At 51.6% G+C, this 18,678-nt stretch carries 14 protein-coding genes; 12 read left to right on the top strand and 2 right to left on the bottom strand.

Annotated elements, in window-relative coordinates; translation table 11 throughout:
* Positions 1 to 9: 9 nt before the first annotated feature.
* The 6 genes from H8K20_RS06340 to H8K20_RS14295 all read left to right on the top strand — a co-directional run bounded on the left by H8K20_RS06340 (position 10) and on the right by H8K20_RS14295 (position 5,497).
* Positions 10 to 2,718 (top strand): DUF859 family phage minor structural protein, encoded by a 2,709-nt coding sequence (locus H8K20_RS06340; protein WP_186487815.1) that lies wholly within the window; start codon positions 10 to 12, stop codon positions 2,716 to 2,718.
* 11 nt (positions 2,719 to 2,729) lie between these two features.
* The gene (locus H8K20_RS06335; protein ID WP_186487814.1) at positions 2,730 to 3,128 is read left to right on the top strand and encodes a hypothetical protein; all 399 of its coding nucleotides are present in this window, start codon (positions 2,730 to 2,732) and stop codon (positions 3,126 to 3,128) included.
* Positions 3,125 to 3,589: a hypothetical protein gene (locus H8K20_RS06330; protein ID WP_186487813.1), complete on the top strand. Its 465-nt coding sequence runs from the start codon at positions 3,125 to 3,127 to the stop codon at positions 3,587 to 3,589. Before H8K20_RS06335 ends, H8K20_RS06330 begins: the two co-directional genes overlap by 4 nt.
* Before the next feature lie 16 nt (positions 3,590 to 3,605).
* On the top strand, positions 3,606 to 4,595 hold the full coding sequence (locus tag H8K20_RS06325) for a LysM peptidoglycan-binding domain-containing protein (RefSeq protein WP_186487812.1): 990 nt from the start codon (positions 3,606 to 3,608) through the stop codon (positions 4,593 to 4,595).
* An 11-nt stretch (positions 4,596 to 4,606) separates the two neighbouring features.
* Positions 4,607 to 5,086, top strand: coding sequence for a phage holin family protein (locus tag H8K20_RS06320; RefSeq protein WP_186487811.1), 480 nt, complete (start codon positions 4,607 to 4,609; stop codon positions 5,084 to 5,086).
* Between the two features lie 189 nt (positions 5,087 to 5,275).
* Entirely contained in the window at positions 5,276 to 5,497 is a 222-nt protein-coding gene (locus tag H8K20_RS14295) for a helix-turn-helix domain-containing protein (RefSeq protein WP_186487810.1), read from the top strand.
* A gap of 62 nt (positions 5,498 to 5,559) precedes the next feature.
* Here H8K20_RS14295 and H8K20_RS06310 read toward each other — a convergent pair whose 3' ends face one another.
* A complete protein-coding gene (locus H8K20_RS06310; RefSeq protein ID WP_186487809.1) occupies positions 5,560 to 5,874 on the bottom strand; it encodes a recombinase family protein in 315 nt (104 codons plus the stop codon).
* A 1,028-nt stretch (positions 5,875 to 6,902) separates the two neighbouring features.
* Entirely contained in the window at positions 6,903 to 7,586 is a 684-nt protein-coding gene (locus tag H8K20_RS06305; RefSeq protein ID WP_186487808.1) for a phosphoribosylanthranilate isomerase, read from the bottom strand.
* A 448-nt stretch (positions 7,587 to 8,034) separates the two neighbouring features.
* On the opposite strand from H8K20_RS06305, the gene H8K20_RS06300 reads away from it, so the two are divergent.
* The 6 genes from H8K20_RS06300 to H8K20_RS06275 all read left to right on the top strand — a co-directional run bounded on the left by H8K20_RS06300 (position 8,035) and on the right by H8K20_RS06275 (position 17,295).
* Positions 8,035 to 9,135, top strand: a complete 1,101-nt coding sequence (locus H8K20_RS06300) for a DUF362 domain-containing protein (RefSeq protein ID WP_154865318.1) — start codon at positions 8,035 to 8,037, stop codon at positions 9,133 to 9,135.
* Positions 9,136 to 11,064: 1,929 nt separating this feature from the next.
* The gene (locus tag H8K20_RS06295; RefSeq protein ID WP_186487807.1) at positions 11,065 to 11,625 is read left to right on the top strand and encodes a TetR/AcrR family transcriptional regulator; all 561 of its coding nucleotides are present in this window, start codon (positions 11,065 to 11,067) and stop codon (positions 11,623 to 11,625) included.
* A 19-nt stretch (positions 11,626 to 11,644) separates the two neighbouring features.
* A complete protein-coding gene (locus tag H8K20_RS06290; protein WP_186487806.1) occupies positions 11,645 to 12,370 on the top strand; it encodes a class I SAM-dependent methyltransferase in 726 nt (241 codons plus the stop codon).
* Positions 12,371 to 13,409: 1,039 nt separating this feature from the next.
* The gene (locus H8K20_RS13645; protein WP_207721465.1) at positions 13,410 to 13,655 is read left to right on the top strand and encodes a MarR family transcriptional regulator; all 246 of its coding nucleotides are present in this window, start codon (positions 13,410 to 13,412) and stop codon (positions 13,653 to 13,655) included.
* A gap of 204 nt (positions 13,656 to 13,859) precedes the next feature.
* Positions 13,860 to 14,546, top strand: coding sequence for a hypothetical protein (locus H8K20_RS06280; RefSeq protein ID WP_207721464.1), 687 nt, complete (start codon positions 13,860 to 13,862; stop codon positions 14,544 to 14,546).
* Between the two features lie 1,801 nt (positions 14,547 to 16,347).
* On the top strand, positions 16,348 to 17,295 hold the full coding sequence (locus H8K20_RS06275; RefSeq protein ID WP_186487805.1) for a calcium/sodium antiporter: 948 nt from the start codon (positions 16,348 to 16,350) through the stop codon (positions 17,293 to 17,295).
* Positions 17,296 to 18,678: the final 1,383 nt, after the last annotated feature.

The following is an 18,678-nucleotide window of genomic DNA, read 5'->3' as shown; positions in this document are numbered from 1 at the left end:
GGTGAGATATTGGCACGTATCAACGGATCAGTATCCAACTATGCAGGCAACTATGCCTATTATCTGGACGTATACGAGATACAGACCGATGTAACCAACAACCGCTCCATCGTGCGGGTGGATGTGTGGCTGACCTCGGGTACCCGCAGCTGGGACAGTATCAGCGCTGTGGGCGGCACAGTTACCATCAACGGCGGCCAGCAAAATTTTAGCAAGGTCGTGAGTATCGGAGCGGGCGGCAAGGTGGTACTGGCCACCTGCGACGCCTGGGTATACCACAACGCCACCGGCGGCGGCAGTATCGGCATATCGTCCACTTTTAGCCCCACCAGCTCCTACTCGCCCGGCTACTGCCAGGCCAGCGGTACTTATACGCTGTCTACTATACCCAGAGCTAGCACCCCCTCCATGGGGGCGTTTAAGGCGGGCGATAACGTGACGGTGTCCATATCCCGCGCCAGCTCGTCTTTTACCCACTCGTTGACCCTCAAAGTGGGCAACACCACCATCAAGACGGCATCCGGCGTGGGTACCAGCCAGACATGGAGCTTTTCAGAGGCCGACGTAAAGTCTATCTACGCTGCCATGGGCAGCGCCACCAGCGCCACCGCTACGGTGACCTGCGTCACCTACTCGGGCAGCACCAATATAGGTACCAAGTCGGCCACTGCCACCTGTAGCCAGGTGGGGGGCAGTACTCTGACCACTACCCCCAACACGACGGTGGGGGACAGCCTGGCGCTGTCCATCACCAGAGACCGGGCGGCGGTGACCCATGTACTGCGGTTTTACGCCGGCAGTACCCTGGTGCGCACCGCCTCCGGCGTGGGTGCTGCTTACACCTTTACCCCGACCACCGCCGAGATCGGCACCATTTATGGGGCTATGGGCAGTGCCAATAGCGTGACGTTTAAGGTGACCTGCGCGGCAGCCCACTACGCCCGGTCGCTGGGCACCTCGGAAAAATCCGGTACTGCCTCGGCGCCGGGAGTGAGCACCATCACCTCCTCGCCGGCCCATACTATCGGCAATGGGTATACGGTGACCCTGACCCGTACCCGGTCGGCGGTTACCCACACCGTGGAGCTGTACGTGGGCAATGCCAAAATACGCACCGGCACCAACGTGGGCACCAGTTATGCCTACACCCCCACCGCGGCCGAAATCTCCGCCGAGTATGCCGCGACACCCAACAGCAATACCGCCACCGCCAAGATCGTCTGCCACTGCTATCACTATGACCATCTGTGCGGCACGGTCCAGGCCACCGGCAATGCCACGGTAGACGCAGCCGCAGCCGCCCCGGTCTTTACTGGATTTGTTTTTGCGGATATCAACGCAGTCACCACCGCGCTGACCGGCAACGATCAACAGCTGATAAGCGGCTACAGCACCTTGCGGGCCACGGTGCCGGTGGGCAGCAAGGCCACCAGCACCACCGGCGCCACCATCAAGCAGTATATCTTGTACTGCGGTGGCGCCTCAATATCTGGCACATACTCGGCCTCCGCTGACGTATCCATGCAGCTAGCGGGAGTGACCTCCGGCAGCATACGGGTGGCAGCGGTGGACAGCCGCGGCAATCAGACAGTGGTAGAGCGGCTGGCAGTGCTGGTGCCCTATACCCCGCCCCGCATTACCAAGGTGACCCTACGCCGGGACAGCGGTGTGGACGCCAAGACCCAGCTGGAGCTGCAGGGGGTGTGGTGGACCGGATCATTTGGCGCGGTCGATAACGCGGTAAGCGCCTCCTATCAGTACCGCGGCACCGCGGACAAAGACCTGTCGGCCAGCATTACTATACCCATCACCACCGAGGGGGCGGAGTTTAAATATATCGGCTATATCGACGGCGATCTGGGTACCGGCGGTTTTACCTTTGACAGGTCCTTTTATCTGCTCTTTACCACCGCTGACCTATTGGCCAGTGCGACGGCAGAGGGCACCATAGACCGCGGTGTGCCCACCATGCACATGACCCAGACCGGTATCGGCATTGGCAAAATGCACGAGAGCGGGTCCATCGACACGGTGGACAATATCGTGGAGGCGGGTACAGCGCTGCCGGACAAATACGCTGCCAAAGCACACAGTCATACAGCCCTTACCAGCTTAGGCAGACAGACGCCAGAGAGCGGGCGCACAGCCAACAGGGGCGGCGTCTATAGCTATAATGTGGCGGCCGACGTATCAGGTGCGCCGGCTGACTACTTGTCGGTGCTTGGGTTTGGCCTCGGCGCTGGTGGATCAGTAGAGATTGCAGGACAATGGACCACCGGCCAAACCTTATACGCAAGGGCATTGCGGGACTGGCAAGACAACTGGTGGCCGTGGATTGAGATAATCACCAGCAAAAACCTGCTCAACAAGGTATATCCCGTCAACAGTATCTATATATCATACAGCCACACCTCCCCGGCCTCCTTGTTTGGCGGCACATGGATGCGCATTAATGGTTATTATCTTTACGCAGGTGCTGCTAGTAGTACCATGGGGACTACTTTCGGGTCGTGGGACAATGCCATTGCACAGTCTAATTTGCCGGCTAGAACAGCGGTGCGACTGAATTTAACTGGTCAAGGTGGATCGAACACATCATTCGGGGCGGTTAACGGTTGGGCTTTTACGTCCATGCAGGACAGCAACCAACCATACGGCCAAGCGCTGACAGTGCAACCCCCGGGTATTAGACTTGCGGTTTGGCGCAGGACTGCCTAAAGGAGGTCAAAATGCGAATTTTAGATGAACAGGGCAACGAACTAGAAACCTACGACAACACAAAAGGCTATCTGGTCAATGACAAGGTGCTCATAGCGCACCACGAGGCCGTGGAAGCGGTGGAAGAACAGGGGCATTTTGAAACCATAGCCGAATACCCCAATGGTGGAAAAGATGTGGAGTGGGTCGTGGACAAGCCAGGTGTAGAAGCAACGGAGGCCTGGGACGAATACGAGGACATATACCGCTATATCCCCTACACTGCCGCCGAGCTGGAAGAAATAGAGACGGCCCGCAAAAAGGCAGAAGAGGAAGAGGAGCTGCAGGCGAGGATACGGGCGCTGCCCGATAAGGCAGTGACCTGGGACGAGCTCGCCGCCGCACTCAAACAGGGGGTAAATAGTATATGACCCAAAAAGATATTGTACTGGACGCCATGCGTCGGCAGGGCCAAGCCCTTGCTATCGATCTACAGGACCGAGCTGTCGACATGTCGGGCACCGAGTTATACGCCGAGGACGGCTACATACCGAGTTTTGCAGCAGCCAAGGCGACCCAAAACATGCTGGCCCGTCCTGCTGGTTTTGTGTGCCGCTCTACTGCCGGCCGCGTCGTGCGGCTGCTGCAGCCTTATGACAGCGATATCTACAGCGCCGAGCCAGAGGAGCTGCCGGCACAGTGGGGCTTTGTGTGGTCTACCGACCCAGCCAAAGCATTGCCATTTATGGCGTTGGCCACCAGCCCCTACATGACGGGGGACTGCTGTACCGAGGATGGACAGGTATACCGGTCAAAGATAGACCACAACGTACACTTCCCCAGCGCATACCCGCAGGGGTGGGAGCTGCTGGGAGAGATCCCAGTACAATAAAAAGGAGGTACATAATATGTACAGAGGTATCGACGTATCGTATGCCAACGGATTAGTGGACTGGCCCACGGCCAAAGCGGCAGGGGCAAAGTTTGCCATGCTACGCTGTGGCTATGGCAGCGACCGGGCCAGCCAGGACGACGCGCAGTATGAGCGCAATGTAGCCGAGTGTGACCGCCTGGGTATCCCCTGGGGGCCATACCTGTATAGCTATGCCATGTCTATGGACGAGGCCGAGAGCGAGCTACAGCACATCTTGCGGCTGCTGGCTGGCAAGCGGCCCCGTATGCCCATCGTCATTGACATGGAGGACGCCGACGGCTACAAAGCCGCCCGCGGCGGTATCAGCCGCCAGCTGGCCACAAATATCATCAAGCATATCTGTGCCGGCCTGGAGGCTGCGGGATATTATGCCATGTGGTACGCCAACAAGGATTGGTGCCAAAACCGTCTGTACCCCGACCAACTGACCAAATACGACCTGTGGTACGCCCGCCCCGGTCTGCTGGCGCCTGACCGCGAGTGCGGTATCTGGCAGGACCAGATCGGCAGCACCGGCGGCAGCTGGCCGGGCGCCAACACCTCCGGTGGCCACTGCGACACCAACATTGCCTACAAGGACTATCCCACCATCATCAAGGCAGCGGGTCTCAACGGCCTGGGCGGCTCGACCCCGGCTCCCGCCCCGCAGCCGACGCCACCGCAGACGCAGACCTACACAGTGCAGGCCGGCGACACCCTGACGGCTATTGCTGGACGATATGGCACCACTGTGGCGGCACTGGTGGGCGCCAACAACATCGCTGACCCCAACCTGATCTATACCGGTCAGGTGCTGACCATCCCCGGCGCTGGTGCTGCCGGCGGGCAGGTATATGTCGTGCAGTCTGGTGACACCCTGTCTGGTATTGCGGCCAAGTATGGCACCACCTACCAGGCGCTGGCGGCCAAAAATGGTATTGCTGACCCTGACCTGATCTATCCGGGCCAGCAGATCCGGGTATAGGGGGCGACATGGTGGAGACTATCAACAAGATCAAGGTAGCCATTACCGCCGGTATTGCCGGCTTGACCGCAGTCTGGGGCTGGTTTGGCTGGCTCGCTGTGTTGTGGATCGCTGTCATGCTGGTGGACTATATCACCGGCACCATGGTAGCGGTCAAAAACGGCGCCTGGAGATCTGCAGCCGCTCGGGCAGGCCTGTGGCACAAATCCGGCATGATCGTTGCAGTAGTGGCTGCCGGCGGTGCTGACCTGGTGATCGCGCTGATTATCGGCAACATACCATCCATACACTTGCCATTTGAGTACCCGGCATTACTTTGCACAGTGGTGATGGTATGGTATATCATCACCGAGCTGGGCTCGATCGTCGAGAACGCCGGAGACCTGGGCGCACCTGTGCCCAAGTTTTTGCGCCGCTGCCTGGCGTCGCTGGCTGATACGGTGGACAAGACCGCCCCCATGGGCGGTGCGGATGAAGATAAAACCGAATAGTACACAACAAAAGCCCCCGGCTGTCCTCTCTCATGGATGGCCGGGGGCTTTTTTCTTCTAGCATAATATCATATTTTTGAAATAGAAAATTGTGTAGTTGACAGAACTTTAACTATTTTTACAAAAGCGCACTATAAGACGTTGAATATACATATATAGAACTTAAAATTTCCATAAAGGAGGTTTTTTATGGAAATATTAGTCGAATTTTCAAGGACAATGAAAACCCATAGAAAGTTGTTACGTTGGACGCAAGAAAAGGCGGCTTTTGAATGCGAAATATCTATAGAGCATTACAAAAGAATCGAGTTGGGTAAGTCAAATCCAGGCCTGATAATAGCTGTGCGTATAGCTAGGATACTGGATATTGACCTAAACGCTCTCAAGTGTTTAGAGAACGAGCCTAACTAAGGAGTAAATAAAAAGCCCCTCGGCCTACCCTTTTGGATAGTTGGGGCTTTTTGATATAATTACTATTGCTCTATGTTTTCAAGTTCGTTCCTATACTGTCTAACTAATCTAAAAAATGTACTTACACTCACACCTAAAGCTCTTGCTGCTAATGTAGATGATAGCATTCGTTTAGAGTACAGATCATATACCTTATTAAACCCTTTGGGTATAGGGTTTTTGGGTCGGCCAAATCTAACTCCGTTTTCTTTGGCTTTTTCTATACCTTGTCTTTGGGCTGCGCTACGACTTTGGCGATATTCGGCTTCAATCCCTAAAAGCACATTCATCACTTGATCAGTCTTAGCTGAGTCGCCAATAATCTCTTGCAACTTCATCCATAATTTCTCTTTGTCCAACAATTATAAAGCATCCCTTTCTGCGACTAAATGAAAAATATGTGGATTATTGCTTTATATATTAGCAGGATATTTTTAGATTACAACATAATTGTAATAAAATCTACGCTTTTATAAAATGAATGATAACTCTAATCGTGTTGTAAATTGAGTGTGTTTATGCGTGTTGAGTTTGATATTGAAACACAAAATGACCTTGATATTTAAGCAATAAAAAGCTGTTGTTTTGCTGGTGCGAAGTATAAGCACACAGAGAATACCCATTATGTTCGCACCTGTGTTTTATCTCTTTTGTCGAGAAGATCTGCTGTATGAGCAATGGGCATGTTGACATCAGACAGCAATATAGCTACAATAAATACAAGCAATCTCCTATCTTTTGGTAGTGATTGCAGTCACCACCCACCCGGGTGGTGTGGATTGAAATTACGCTTTAGACAAAGCCCTGATCTGTGACGGCCCCGGTCACCACCCACCCGGGTGGTGTGGATTGAAATTTTGAGCAACTGGGCGATGAACTCAGCAGCACGCGTCACCACCCACCCGGGTGGTGTGGATTGAAATTGGGAGAACTCCGAGAAGATGCTGTACACCTCGTGTCACCACCCACATGGGTGGTGTAGGTAAAACCGGAAATTAAGAATAACCCTGGCTATATTTAGTCAGGGTTATTCTTATACTTGTCATGCGGGCTTAACATCTGAAAATCAATAATGTTAGAGAGGATTATCCATGCACAAAGTGATCGTGCTCGCTGTCGTCCGCTATGATACTGAGGGTAACATGGCCTCGATAAAATAACCCACTTTGTAACCCACTTTACTGCCAAAATAGCGATTTTAGATAGCTAAACAGGAAAACAGAAAATGTTAATATTTCGCGTAGATAAGCCGTTTTTTTAAGTTTCTGCGTAAGTGGAAAACTAGGTGTTTTGAGTTCAAGTCCGGTCAGCGGCACCAACAAGGACCGCATGGATAAGCCATCCATGTGATTCTTGTTAAAGAGGTCTAGATATGGGTGGAGTGGGCCAGGTGGCAAAATTGGCGGACTTTGCTGATATCTTTGTACAGAAGTTTGCCGCTCGCATTTTTTACACTGGTCTTGGTGAGCGAGTCGACGCCGAAGGGGTGTACGGTGTGGATGGCGTTAACGACGTTGTCAGGACCCAAGCCGCCGGCCAGGATGACCGGGATGTCGACTGCATCGACGATCTTTTTGCTGATGCTCCAGTCGTGGGGAACGCCCACAGCGCCGATGCCGCCATTTTGGGCGTTGGGAGAGACTGAATCGAGCAGCAGATAATCGGCGTATTTTTGCCGCTGTAGCGCTTCGTCGTAGGCCTCGGGGCCCGACATGCCGATGGCCTGCATGATCTTGGCGCCGGGCAGAGCAGCCTCGAGTTTCGCCTGGAAGGCGGCGCTGGACTTAAAGCTGCTGCTGAGATGGACGATATCGGGCTGTGCGGTGCGCGCATAGTGGAGGATATTTTCTTCCCGGTCGGAGGCGGGGATCATGACCCGGGTGGCTTTGCCGGCCAGCGCGCGGAAGATATCGGCGGCAGTCTCCAGAGGGACCGCACAGGGGCAGCCGCGGCCCGCGTCCTCTACCAGGACACCGATGTAGTCGGCGCCGGCCTCGACGCACTGCAGGGCCTCCTCTACCGAGATGATCGAATAAATTTGTGTGATCATGAACAGCACCCCTTTCTTGTTGCATTGTTGCGGTAAAGTGGCGGTTTAATGACAAAATATTGAGCTTTGGGAGCGGGTAGAGGTAAAAATAAGTGGAAAATACAGCTGTTTTGACCCAATATCTACCTGTATTATAGAGCGAGTGTGGTGATATTTCAATGTTTAAGGCCCTATACAGACAAAATGAAGCGGCGGTACGGATAGAAAAATTGAGGGACGTAAATGTTACGAAATTGTAAATTCGGCCCTTTTTGGGGGAATTGGCGGTACGATTTGCCTTTTTTGACTGCGTTGACATAATGGGAGCACCTGACTGCTGATTTTAGAAATGGAAATATTTTGATAAACAGGGGGACAAAGGACCCGCCGCTGCGGTATAATGAGAGCGACCCAAAAAGAAGTGGACCGGGTGACCGGACCAGCAGACCAAAAAGGAGAGAGAAGATCTATGAGCCCATCCAAGGTGTATTACACAGACTTTCATGCTACGCTGGAGGAAAATCTGCTGCAGAAACTGGCCCGGTTGGTGAGAGCGGCGGGAATGGAACAGATCGACTTTAAAAATAAGTTTACCGCTATCAAAATACATTTTGGCGAGCCGGGCAACTTGGCGTACCTGCGCCCCAACTATGCCAAAGTGATCGCCGACATCGTGAAAGAACAGGGGGGACGGGTATTTTTGACCGATTGTAACACCCTGTATATCGGCCGCCGCAAAAATGCGCTGGACCATCTGGACGCCGCCTATGAAAACGGCTATAACCCGTTTGCCACCGGTTGCCAGGTGATCATTGGCGACGGGCTGAAGGGGACCGATGAACAGCTGGTACCCATTGACGGCGAGTATGTAAAAGAGGCCAAGATCGGCCGCGGCGTGATGGATGCGGATATCCTTATTTCGCTGACCCATTTTAAGGTGCATGAGTGTACCGGTATCGGCGGGGCGCTTAAAAATATCGGTATGGGCTGTGGCTCGCGGGCAGGCAAGATGGAGATGCACTCCGCCGGCAAGCCCTATGTGGAGACGGAGCAGTGTATTAGCTGCGGCGCCTGCCGCAAAAACTGCGCTCACGACGCGATCTCGTTTGTGGAGAAAAAGGCGTGTATAGACCATGATAAATGCGTGGGCTGTGGCCGCTGTATAGGCGTGTGCCCGGTGGACGCTGTTCAGCCGGCCCAGGATGAGGCCTTTGACGTGCTGAACAAAAAGATATCGGAGTACACGCTGGCGGTCATTGGCGACAAGCCCAGCTTTCATATCAGTCTGGTGGCGGACGTATCTCCCTACTGTGACTGCCATGCGGAAAACGACATGCCCATCGTGCCGGATGTGGGGATGTTCGCCAGCTTTGACCCGGTGGCACTGGATACGGCCTGCGCCGATATGGTAAATGCCCAGCAGCCGCTGCCGGACAGCCTGCTTGACAAAGTGCCCCACACCGGCGACTATTTTACCGATATCCATCCCACCACCAACTGGCGTAGCGGCGTGGAGCACGCTGAAAAATTGGGGTTGGGCAGCTGTGCTTATGAGCTGGTGAAGATCTAGCGCTGCCCGGGTGATAGCCGGTGGGGCGTGTTCCCACTACGACTGGTATCTGTGTAAAAGGCGCCGACAGCAGTGTTTGCAGTAGTGGGAAAGTATACACAACAAATTGATATACATGCTGACAATAAGATGTGAGATAAAAACGAGTGAAAGCTGGACTTTTCACTCGTTTTTATTTTTTTAGATCTATTGGCTATTGCGGTAATGTTTAGTAGATCCTGGAAGATTCGGGATGACCGGTCAACTATGGCGACAGAAATTTAATCATGACAGTGCCCGTAGATCCTTCTTTTTTACATGACTTAGGTGGGTCTGTATGACTGCTTACATAGTTGCAGCATCTCTTTTAGTTATCAGTTCTTTGCGTTCGGGAATAGAGTTTTGGATTTGATACAAAACGTGTTTGATCTCTTGGGCACGCTGTAAATCAGTTGGATCATACGCAAGTGTTCTTATTGTGTTTACATCGGACGGTATACCGGCTCCTTTCTTTTTTAGGCGGATGATCAGTCGACCAGTCTATCTGTATATTTTCTATCATTCATCTATAAGAGTACATTTGCATTAGCTCATGTTCCATAACGACCAACACGAAAACGCCGCAAATAAGCGGCTCATAGCAGTCGGCCAGTGGTATTTAACCCGAAGGGCGGGCGAGCACCGACGAGTTGTGGGACGCGTGCGCCAGAGGGGCTGGTGGAGATGCCGGAGGAGCTGAGCACTGGGAGCGGTTGGACCTATGAAGAGAAATGCCTGGAGGAACTGGAACAGAGAACAGGGAAACGGAGGACGCAGTAAAGAAAACAGATTAGAAAAGACAGCTGCCGCAGTTATGGGTATGTGAGCCGCACAGACTCGGATTTAGGCCAGATACAGCGCCCGGGCAAGCCGCAAGGACCGCATTACCTCGTCCACCAGACGGAGGACTGTGACCACGGAGTGATTCCTGGTGTCACGGTGACACCGGGCGACACCCACGACCCCGTGACGTATCTGGAGCCCCTGGAGCGGACCCACCAAAACATTCTCCCCCATCCGGACCGCCACGGCGAATGCAGCCCCGCATTTTTCCACTGACTTACAGGGAACTGGAGAAGCTCGGCATCACCTTCTGCGTCGGGCTGCAGCTCTTTGCCGACAGAACGAAAGTGGAGTTCAAACGGTACACATTTGTCTACGACGAGGTGCAGGACCTATACCGCTGTTCCAATGGGAAGGCGCTGCATGTGGGGACCTGTACCGCAAACGCCGGCGGCGTAGACCGGAAATATTGGGGCGGAGCGGGCGGACTGCCGGAGCTGTCCCTTTTAGGCCAAATGCCTAGGTGAATATGACAAGCGCGGGGCGAGGAAGCCGTTCGATATCTATTTTTGCCTTGTTGTTCGGCAGGACCTGACATGGCAGAACGAGCCGAACTATCTGGACGCCCTATTTGAGAGACAGATTTGGTGTAACGGTGCCTTTGCCGCCCAGAAAGGGGGACACAGTGGAAACGTATATTTTGCGGTGAAGTTTGGAGGCAGCGGAGAACCACTGACTCCTCTTGGCGACAGCGCTGAACCTCAAACGGATGGTGAAGTATATGTGTTACGCCTAAGAGCGTCTTTTTTCTTGTTTGACGTTGTACGGACATAATTTTGCACGTTGTCAACAGCTCCAATCTGGCCCGAAGTCCGGGGGTGGAGGAGACTCACCGACAGGTGTTTTGCAGGGCTGACCAAAACGGACCAGACGCAAAAAGTGGCTGACAACATACACAGCTTGCCACTTTGCGAAAGTCGTGAAGCGCACAGAAAAGGAGAGGGATCTATTTGGCCTTTTTGACCTCCGGAATACAGCTTTTCTTTTGCGTGTGTTGACGGCTTTAAAAAGAAATGCCATAATGATAACAAATGTTGCGCAACTTAAGTTGCTAAAGGAGATTACAGGATGCCACCAAAACCGATTATTAGCAGACAAGATATTATAAACGCAGCGATGCAATTGGTGCGGGAGGATGGGATGGATGGTGTCAATGCCCGCAGTTTAGCGAGCGCGCTTACCTGCTCTACAAAACCGCTCTTTCGTATTTACAAAAATATGGAAGAACTAAAAAGCGACATCCTTACACAACTTGACGCCTATTACAATGCTTTTATGGAGTGTAGGATAACTGAAAATAATCGATTATTAAGTCAGGGGATCGCGTATATCGAATTTGCACGAACTGAGAAAATGATCTTTCATACGCTGTTTATGAATAGGAACATGGAGGGGTCATCGCTGCGGGATATCGTTTGTGCAGAGTGGAATAGAAGGTCGATAGAAAATGCTCGGGCAATAACCGGGTTACCCATAGAGAAGGCCGAAATGCTCTTTATCAATATTTGGCTATATGCACATGGAATCGCTACTCAGATCGTGTCTAATGGTATAGATATTTCCTTTGATACCGTAAGGGAATTGCTGGATCATGCGTTTGAGCAGTTTTCGATCGATCTATCAGAATGAAAAATGAGGTTGAGTAAAGATGCTGGAAAGCAAAACTAGAACAAAAGAAGAAACTGAAAGGTATATGTATGAGCTTAGAGATTGGCTGAAACAGGAACGGAATACACCAATAGAAGAAATGACAGATTTCTTTTCTAAGCGAATGGATATTTATGAGAAGGTCCATCTTGAACACTGGGAAAAAGAATATGCCCATATCGCTGACTATTTTGATGGAGCGTTACACGCTTTGTTGGATATTGGTTGCGGCACGGGATTAGAACTTGAGGCGATTTATCAGCGATTTCCCAAAGCCAGGGTGACCGGGATCGATCTGTCGGAGGACATGTTAAAAAAATTACAAGCTAAGTATAGGGACAAGGACGTTGAATTGATCTTATCCGATTACTTTGAATATCCATTTGGAAGAGAACGATACGACGCGGCCCTGTCTTTTGAAACGCTCCATCACTTTAAATATGAAAAGAAACAAAAAATTTATGACAAGCTCTTTCAGGCGATCAAGCAAGGCGGGTATTATATCGAATGTGATTATATTGCCTGCTCGGATGAAGAAGAAACGCTTTGCCTTGAACAGTGTGCGTATAAACGCAGAGTAAACAACATACCTGATGATGTTTTTATACATATCGATATCCCGTTGACGCTCGAACATCAAATAGAACTGATGGGAAATGCCGGATTCAATGACATAAAGGTACTTTATGAAAACTGTGGGACCATGATAATCAAGGCTAAAAAATAGTATTAGAAATTTTGCCATTGAAAAGCCTTGAACGGTGAAAACGATCGCCAATAAAGGCTTTTCCCGCCGATTAGGACACGCATAACAACATTGTGCCTATATAGTACCCCAAATTCCTGTGGCGATATAAAAAGATATAGGCAGATATAAGGGAAACCAGACTATGTAAGGGCGAAGGTAGCAAATGCTTTTGACCTCTTGTCTGGCATACCAGCAGGGACAGGTGTACTTGTCGGCGGCGCATTTATGCGCTGTTCATGTTAAACGTTGACGGGGGCGGCTGCCGAAAGGCTTTGACGGGAGTATGCTTCAAGCTACACCACCCGTGTGGGTGGTGACGGGCACCAGTACAAATCGGGCAATGACTACTGGGTATTTCAATCCACACCCCCCACATGGGTGGTGACTCAAGCCCTCTGATAATTTGTTTCAGCCAACTTTTATTTCAATCCACACCACCCATGTGGGTGGTGACTAAAGTCGATTTTATAACGCGGGCCATGCTATACATTTCAATCCACACCACCCGGGTGAGTGGTGACGGTGATCTTGACGACCTGGTTGTTGGAGGTAATGCTATTTCAATCCGCACCACCCGGGTGGGTGGTGACCTGTATATTTTCGACATGATACAGGGATAATGTGATTTCAATCCACACCACCCGGGTGGGTGGTGACGGCAATCATTGCCAAAAGATAGGAGACTACTTATATTTATAGTAGCGATATTGCTGTCTGGTGTCAACATATCCATTGCTCATACAGCAGATCTTCACGCCAAAAAAGATAGAATACCGGTGCAAACATAGCAGGTATTCTCTGCGTGCTTATACTTCGCACCAGCAGAATAGTAGCCATCACTTAGGTTGAGGGCTATTGCACCTTACTCGCCAGGCTCGTCCTCTGAATACCTGAGAGCATTCAGATCCATATCCAAGTACCGGGCTATGCGGTTATGCGCACAGCTATTATCAGGACTGGATTTGACTTGCCCAACTCAATCTTTTGTAACGCTCTAATGATATTTCGGACTCAAAATATGAGGTTTGAAAAACAGCCCGCTCTACAAGAATTTGACCGTTTGAAAAATGCGATTGATGAGCTTTATCACGAAATATGCGTGCTGCAGGGACTATTCGACAGTGCGAATGCTATTTTGCAAGCCATTTTGGCACTTGGTAACGGCTGTACTCAAACAGAAATTTATAAGTACACACTTTTGAATAAGCAGGTTGTAGATTCATCTGTAAAAAGACTTGATCAAGAGGGCGTGATCGAATTTTAAAGCAGGTGCTGGGCGAGAATTAAAAATCTATTTGACAGCGAAAGGCAAAGCGCTGGTTCGGGGAAAAATATTACCTATGAAATAAGCGGAAAACAAAGCCTTTGAGGAAATGACAGAAAAGGAACATCAGAAGATATTGCGTTTGATGGAAAAATATCTAACATCTTTCCGCAGTAGAACGAAAGATCTATAGGGGAAATACTGATGACACATAAAATAATCAGCACGATCGGGTTAGGCATTTTAGGTGTTGACCCATTTACAGCGGTCTACCTTTTGTCTATGGGGCTGCGGCAGGAAAAAAAGTCGAATATTACGCTGTTCTTCCTCTCCTATGCGGGATTTAGCATTTTTATCGGTGCTATACTCTCCTCTATTTTTGGTGCGGCGGCGGTGGATATTCTCAAAAGCATGGTACCCGGGGACAATAGCCCAGTTTGGGCGGTTTTGGAGTTTGTAGTATTTGTTTTTATTCTGGTGTGGGTGCTGCGAAGGCTTTTTAGTGCGCGCAAGAAAAAAGGGGAGAAGGAGAAGAAAGCCGTTGATGGGCGTTGGATCAAGTACCTAAGTACTGGCTTTGTGTTTGCGATCTCTTGTTTTACTGACCCCACTTACTATGCTGTTATTCTCATGGGCGGCGAAACAGAAAATTTTCTGACCGCAACGCTGCTTCTGACGATTTGGTTTGTGGTCAGTCAGTTTATGGCGCTGATCGTCTATGCTGCCAACGGCCTGAATCTTTTGGACAAGCTGGTTGCATGGGTGGATAAACTGAAAGCGAAAAATAGAAAGCCTATCACCTATACCTTTTATGCCGTATTCGTAATCATTGCTGTTGTGTTGCTGATGGATATAGGATCTTATTTGTTTGACGGCAGATACCTGTTTTAGTTGCTTTTTTGTGTTTTCAGTGTTCTGCCCGTGATGTGAGACAGAGGACAGTTGTTGCGCTTTTTCTCCTTTAGTTACTAAAGGGCTCATACGGATCTATTATAGAGGTAGAAAATAAGGCAAAAGGCGTTGGGTACTTCCCAATACCGAAAAATGTTTGCATTTTCTGAAAAGGATGCCCCTTGGCAATGCTTGCTAAGGAATGGATACTCTAAACGAGTAATATCCTCTTTAAAATGCTACGCAGTTAGCGTGCATTTTTGAGGGAAACGGCATAGACACCTTACTCTGTTGGTTTTAGTGCCTGTAATGCCTTTCTTGCAAGGCTTACCGAGTTTCTATTGCGCAACAAAAAACGTAAATACAAGAGCGTTGCGAAACTGTTTTTGCGCGTGAGGTAAAGTTGCCCTATACTTGTGGTCGTTGCCCTGTTTGTGGTGCTAGAAATGATCTTCGGGCCAGGTCGACTCAAAGTCCATGAGATCCCCGTCGCTTTAGCGGCGAAAGAAAAAACGCTGTTGCGGGGATGCGCGGTGTTGACTGCTATTTTGGAAATCTGGTTTTACGAGCTTTTTGTATCTTTTAGCAGTTGCCCCTACGTGGCAGCAAAAGGGCGACAGCCGGTTTAGATGTTTTGATACGGGGACCTACCGGATCGGGCGAAAATAGAAGGGGTGAGACGGGGAACCCTGTTTGCCCGGGTCTGCTGCCGATGGGCGGGCAGTACTTACGGAGCTGGGCAGAGGAACTTGGGAACATTGGCTGCGGCACGCTTTATGGTGGAGTGTCGCAGTGATATCGTGTATTATATATTGGAACGGCCCGGGGAGTGAAAGAGCAGCCGTAGGTGATGGAGATAGGGAAAAGAAGTTATAAAAGACCGGGTGCGTGTGGCGGCTGAGAAAAATGGAGCGGTATGTGTTTTAGACCGGGAGACAGATCTTGTGGGCATAGAGCGGTGCGAAAGCGGAAAAGCGCTGATGCAAGATGGAGGAGAGGGGGACCTACACTTTGCAGGGCTTGGGGCGGTGTATAGATGGTAGGCAGTGAGGGGTAGACGGTACATAGATGGTATTTCGTACTGGGGCTTATTCACTGCTGTACCATGGTGCGGTCAAAGACTGTTTTATCGGGCGCGGAGATAGCAGCCGAGACCGGGTGACTGTAGGGTGGAAAAGCAGGTGGTCATTGCCGGCCGGCTGCTCTGGAGCAAAGAGAGGATGCCGGATCTATCTTGTAATCTTGCCGGCCGACGATCGGAACAGCTGTGGCGGAAAAAGACAGCCTGGAGCACAGAAGACCGACTTGAGAAACGGGAACCTGTGAAGGGGGCCTGGTATGGCTGTACAGCAAAACGATAGCTGTACTTTGTGTGTGTAATGTATGTGCGGGCAGAGGGGCGGGGAGATCCTGGCGGGTAAAACGGTACCTGCCAGATGACCTGTACCCAGAAAAGCAGTATCTGCAAAAAACAGGTGTGAAGGCGGGCGAGGATCGATGAAAATTAAAAGGGGCAGCCGGAAAAGCGACAAATGATGCTATTGTGTAGAGGTTAGAGGCGCTGCTTAAAAAGGGGCGTGCCTGTATGCGCATGGGAAAGACAGCGGACAGGCGGTGAGATCGAGGTGGGGACAGCGGCTGATTATGGCCGTATAGCAGGGGGAATTGCCTACCGGTGAAAAGGACGGCTTCTATATAGGGCGTTTACTGATGATCTAGCATGTGCTGCTGTGCGAAAAAGCAGGGCTTTGATGTGCGCTGACGATAAGGGGCACATAGAGGGCGAGAGGAGGACAGAGAGATGACATTTTTCTATATGATGGCGTTATTTGCGGTGGGGCTGGTGCTGATCATCAAGGGCGGCGACTGGTTTGTAGATGCCGCGGTCTGGTTGGCCGGGGTGCTGGGGGTGCCCCAGTTTTTGATCGGCGCCACGGTGGTGAGCGTGGCCACCACACTGCCGGAGCTGACCGCCTCGGCTATTGCCGCCTTTGAGGGAAAGGTGGATATGGCGGTGGGCAACGCAGTGGGTTCGGTGACGGTGAACGTGAGCCTGATATTGGGGGTAGCGGTGTTGGGCGCCCCGTTTTTGATCCGCCGCTCGCAGCTGTGGGGGCAGGGGGCGCTGCTGGCTGCCGGTTGCCTGGTGGCGCTGCTGTGCAGCCTGCGCGGCAGTTTGTCGGCGCTGGGGTGTGTGCTGTTGCTGCTCCTGTTTTTAGGGTATGTGGCCTTTAACATCTACACGGCTAAAAAAGAGCGCAGTGCAGAGCGGCCAGCGGCCCGGCCGGGGGACAGGCGGCGGCAGATAGCGGGCTTTTTACTGGGTGCGGCAGGCATTGTTGTGGGGGCTAAGCTGCTGGTGTACAGCGGCAGCGGGATAGCCCGGATGGCCGGTGTGCCGGAGGCCTTTATTGCGGTGACCATCATCTCGTTTGGCACCTCGCTGCCGGAGTTTACCATCGCGGTGACGGCAGCGGTGAAAAAGCACACCGGGCTATCGGCCGGCAACATCGTGGGAGCGGGGGTCATCGACATCACGCTGATCTTGCCGCTGTGTGCGGTATTCTCGGGGCGGGCACTGCCCATCTCGCCCCAGGGACTGCTGCTGGATATGCCGGTGAGCCTGGTGGCGGTGCTGGTCTGCTGTGTGCCGGCACTGCTCACCCAGCGCTTTCGCCGTTGGCAGGGAGCCTGTATGGTGGGGGTGTATGTGCTGTATGTGGCGGCGCTGCTTTGGCTGTTTGTGTGAGTGCGCAAGCGGTGAGAATAAAGGGTGCGCCCCGTGAAACAGGTCCATGAAAATGGGCAGTAACCAGAGAGACCTCCTGCTACAGGGCAACTGTGGCAGGAGGTCTTTTGATGTACAGAAAAAAGAATGCCCGGCATTTTACCAGGTATGGGGGATGAGATCGCAGAAAGGTACGGGCGGGGGACAGCAGGCCGGGAGTGGACAGAAGAACAGGGGAAGACATTTATGAGACCACAAAAAGGACCGTTGTATCGGGAAGGGCGAAAGCGCCAGAGTTTACCCAGGTATAGAGGGCGGAAGGCGGCTGTGACGCCGCAGCGGTACAGATAGGTGTGGGAACGGTTCCGGATGAAAAATGAGTTGCCGCCGGACTTTTTTATCTCGCTGGAAGGATGTGTGTTCATGCACCAAATATCCCCGGCTATTTACCGGTAGGGGCGAACACATCCGGCAGCCACCATGTGTAAATTTTTGGTGTGTCCAGAAGCGGGCAGTAGATCTTGTAAAACGGCTGGGCAAATAAACCCCTGATCTCTCCTTGATGCGAGCGATACAGCCGTGCAAAACGCCAACGAATGTATCTATAAATACCGAAAAGTGGAGGTATGGTGGTTGGAGCGCGGCGGTATTTTTTGCATGTTAAAGGCCGATTTTGGTGTTCTGTGTAAAAAAATACGGGCCGATCTTTAAAGTTCGTAGGTGCAGAAAATACAGGGAATTGGGGCAGCGGTTTCATCGTTGCCCCAAGTTGCCGGGCCGATGGCTTTGGGCAGGAGCCCCCCCCCGAGCGGTAGGGGGTAACGGGCGTTTTTGGTATTTAGACAAGATGCGGTAATTTGTATCTGCCGGTAATAGGAGATCTGTGCGGCAACAGAACAGCACTGCTTTCTACCGAGCCGGAATAGTACAGACCGTAGATCTGGTTTTAGATCCGATTTGCACCGCTGTGAAAAAGGAAAGAAGTCGCTGCAGTGCCACAGCACCACAGCGACTGGGGACTTGGATACGTTGCCCATGCGTATTTTGATCCGGCCAAAAAACAGGCTAGGACACCATCTGGACAAAGACACGGTAACTGCCCTGACGGCGGTATAGCAGAAATAATTTTGAGGTGGGACGACAGCGTGCATTTATCACTGGAAAATGTAGACGACCCAACAGGCTAATACCTTATTGGCGAATATATCCGGTCCTTACAAAACGACCGCATTGCGCCCAGAGTCAAACGGTATATTTGACAGCTGCCGCTGAGGAAAAAGGGGAGAGAAGAGCGGCGGATCTTTTTGCCGGTGCGGTGGAATCGGAGCGCCTGAAATTTAGAAAGGCCTGATCTGACTGTGTATGGGCCCGTATTTTTTAAAGTAGGCGAGAGGTGTGTCACCG

It is taken from the genome of Neobittarella massiliensis (ex Bilen et al. 2018) (assembly GCF_014269355.1).
GTDB classification, from domain to species: domain Bacteria; phylum Bacillota; class Clostridia; order Oscillospirales; family Ruminococcaceae; genus Neobittarella; species Neobittarella massiliensis.
This window is presented reverse-complemented; position numbering and strand designations above follow the sequence as displayed.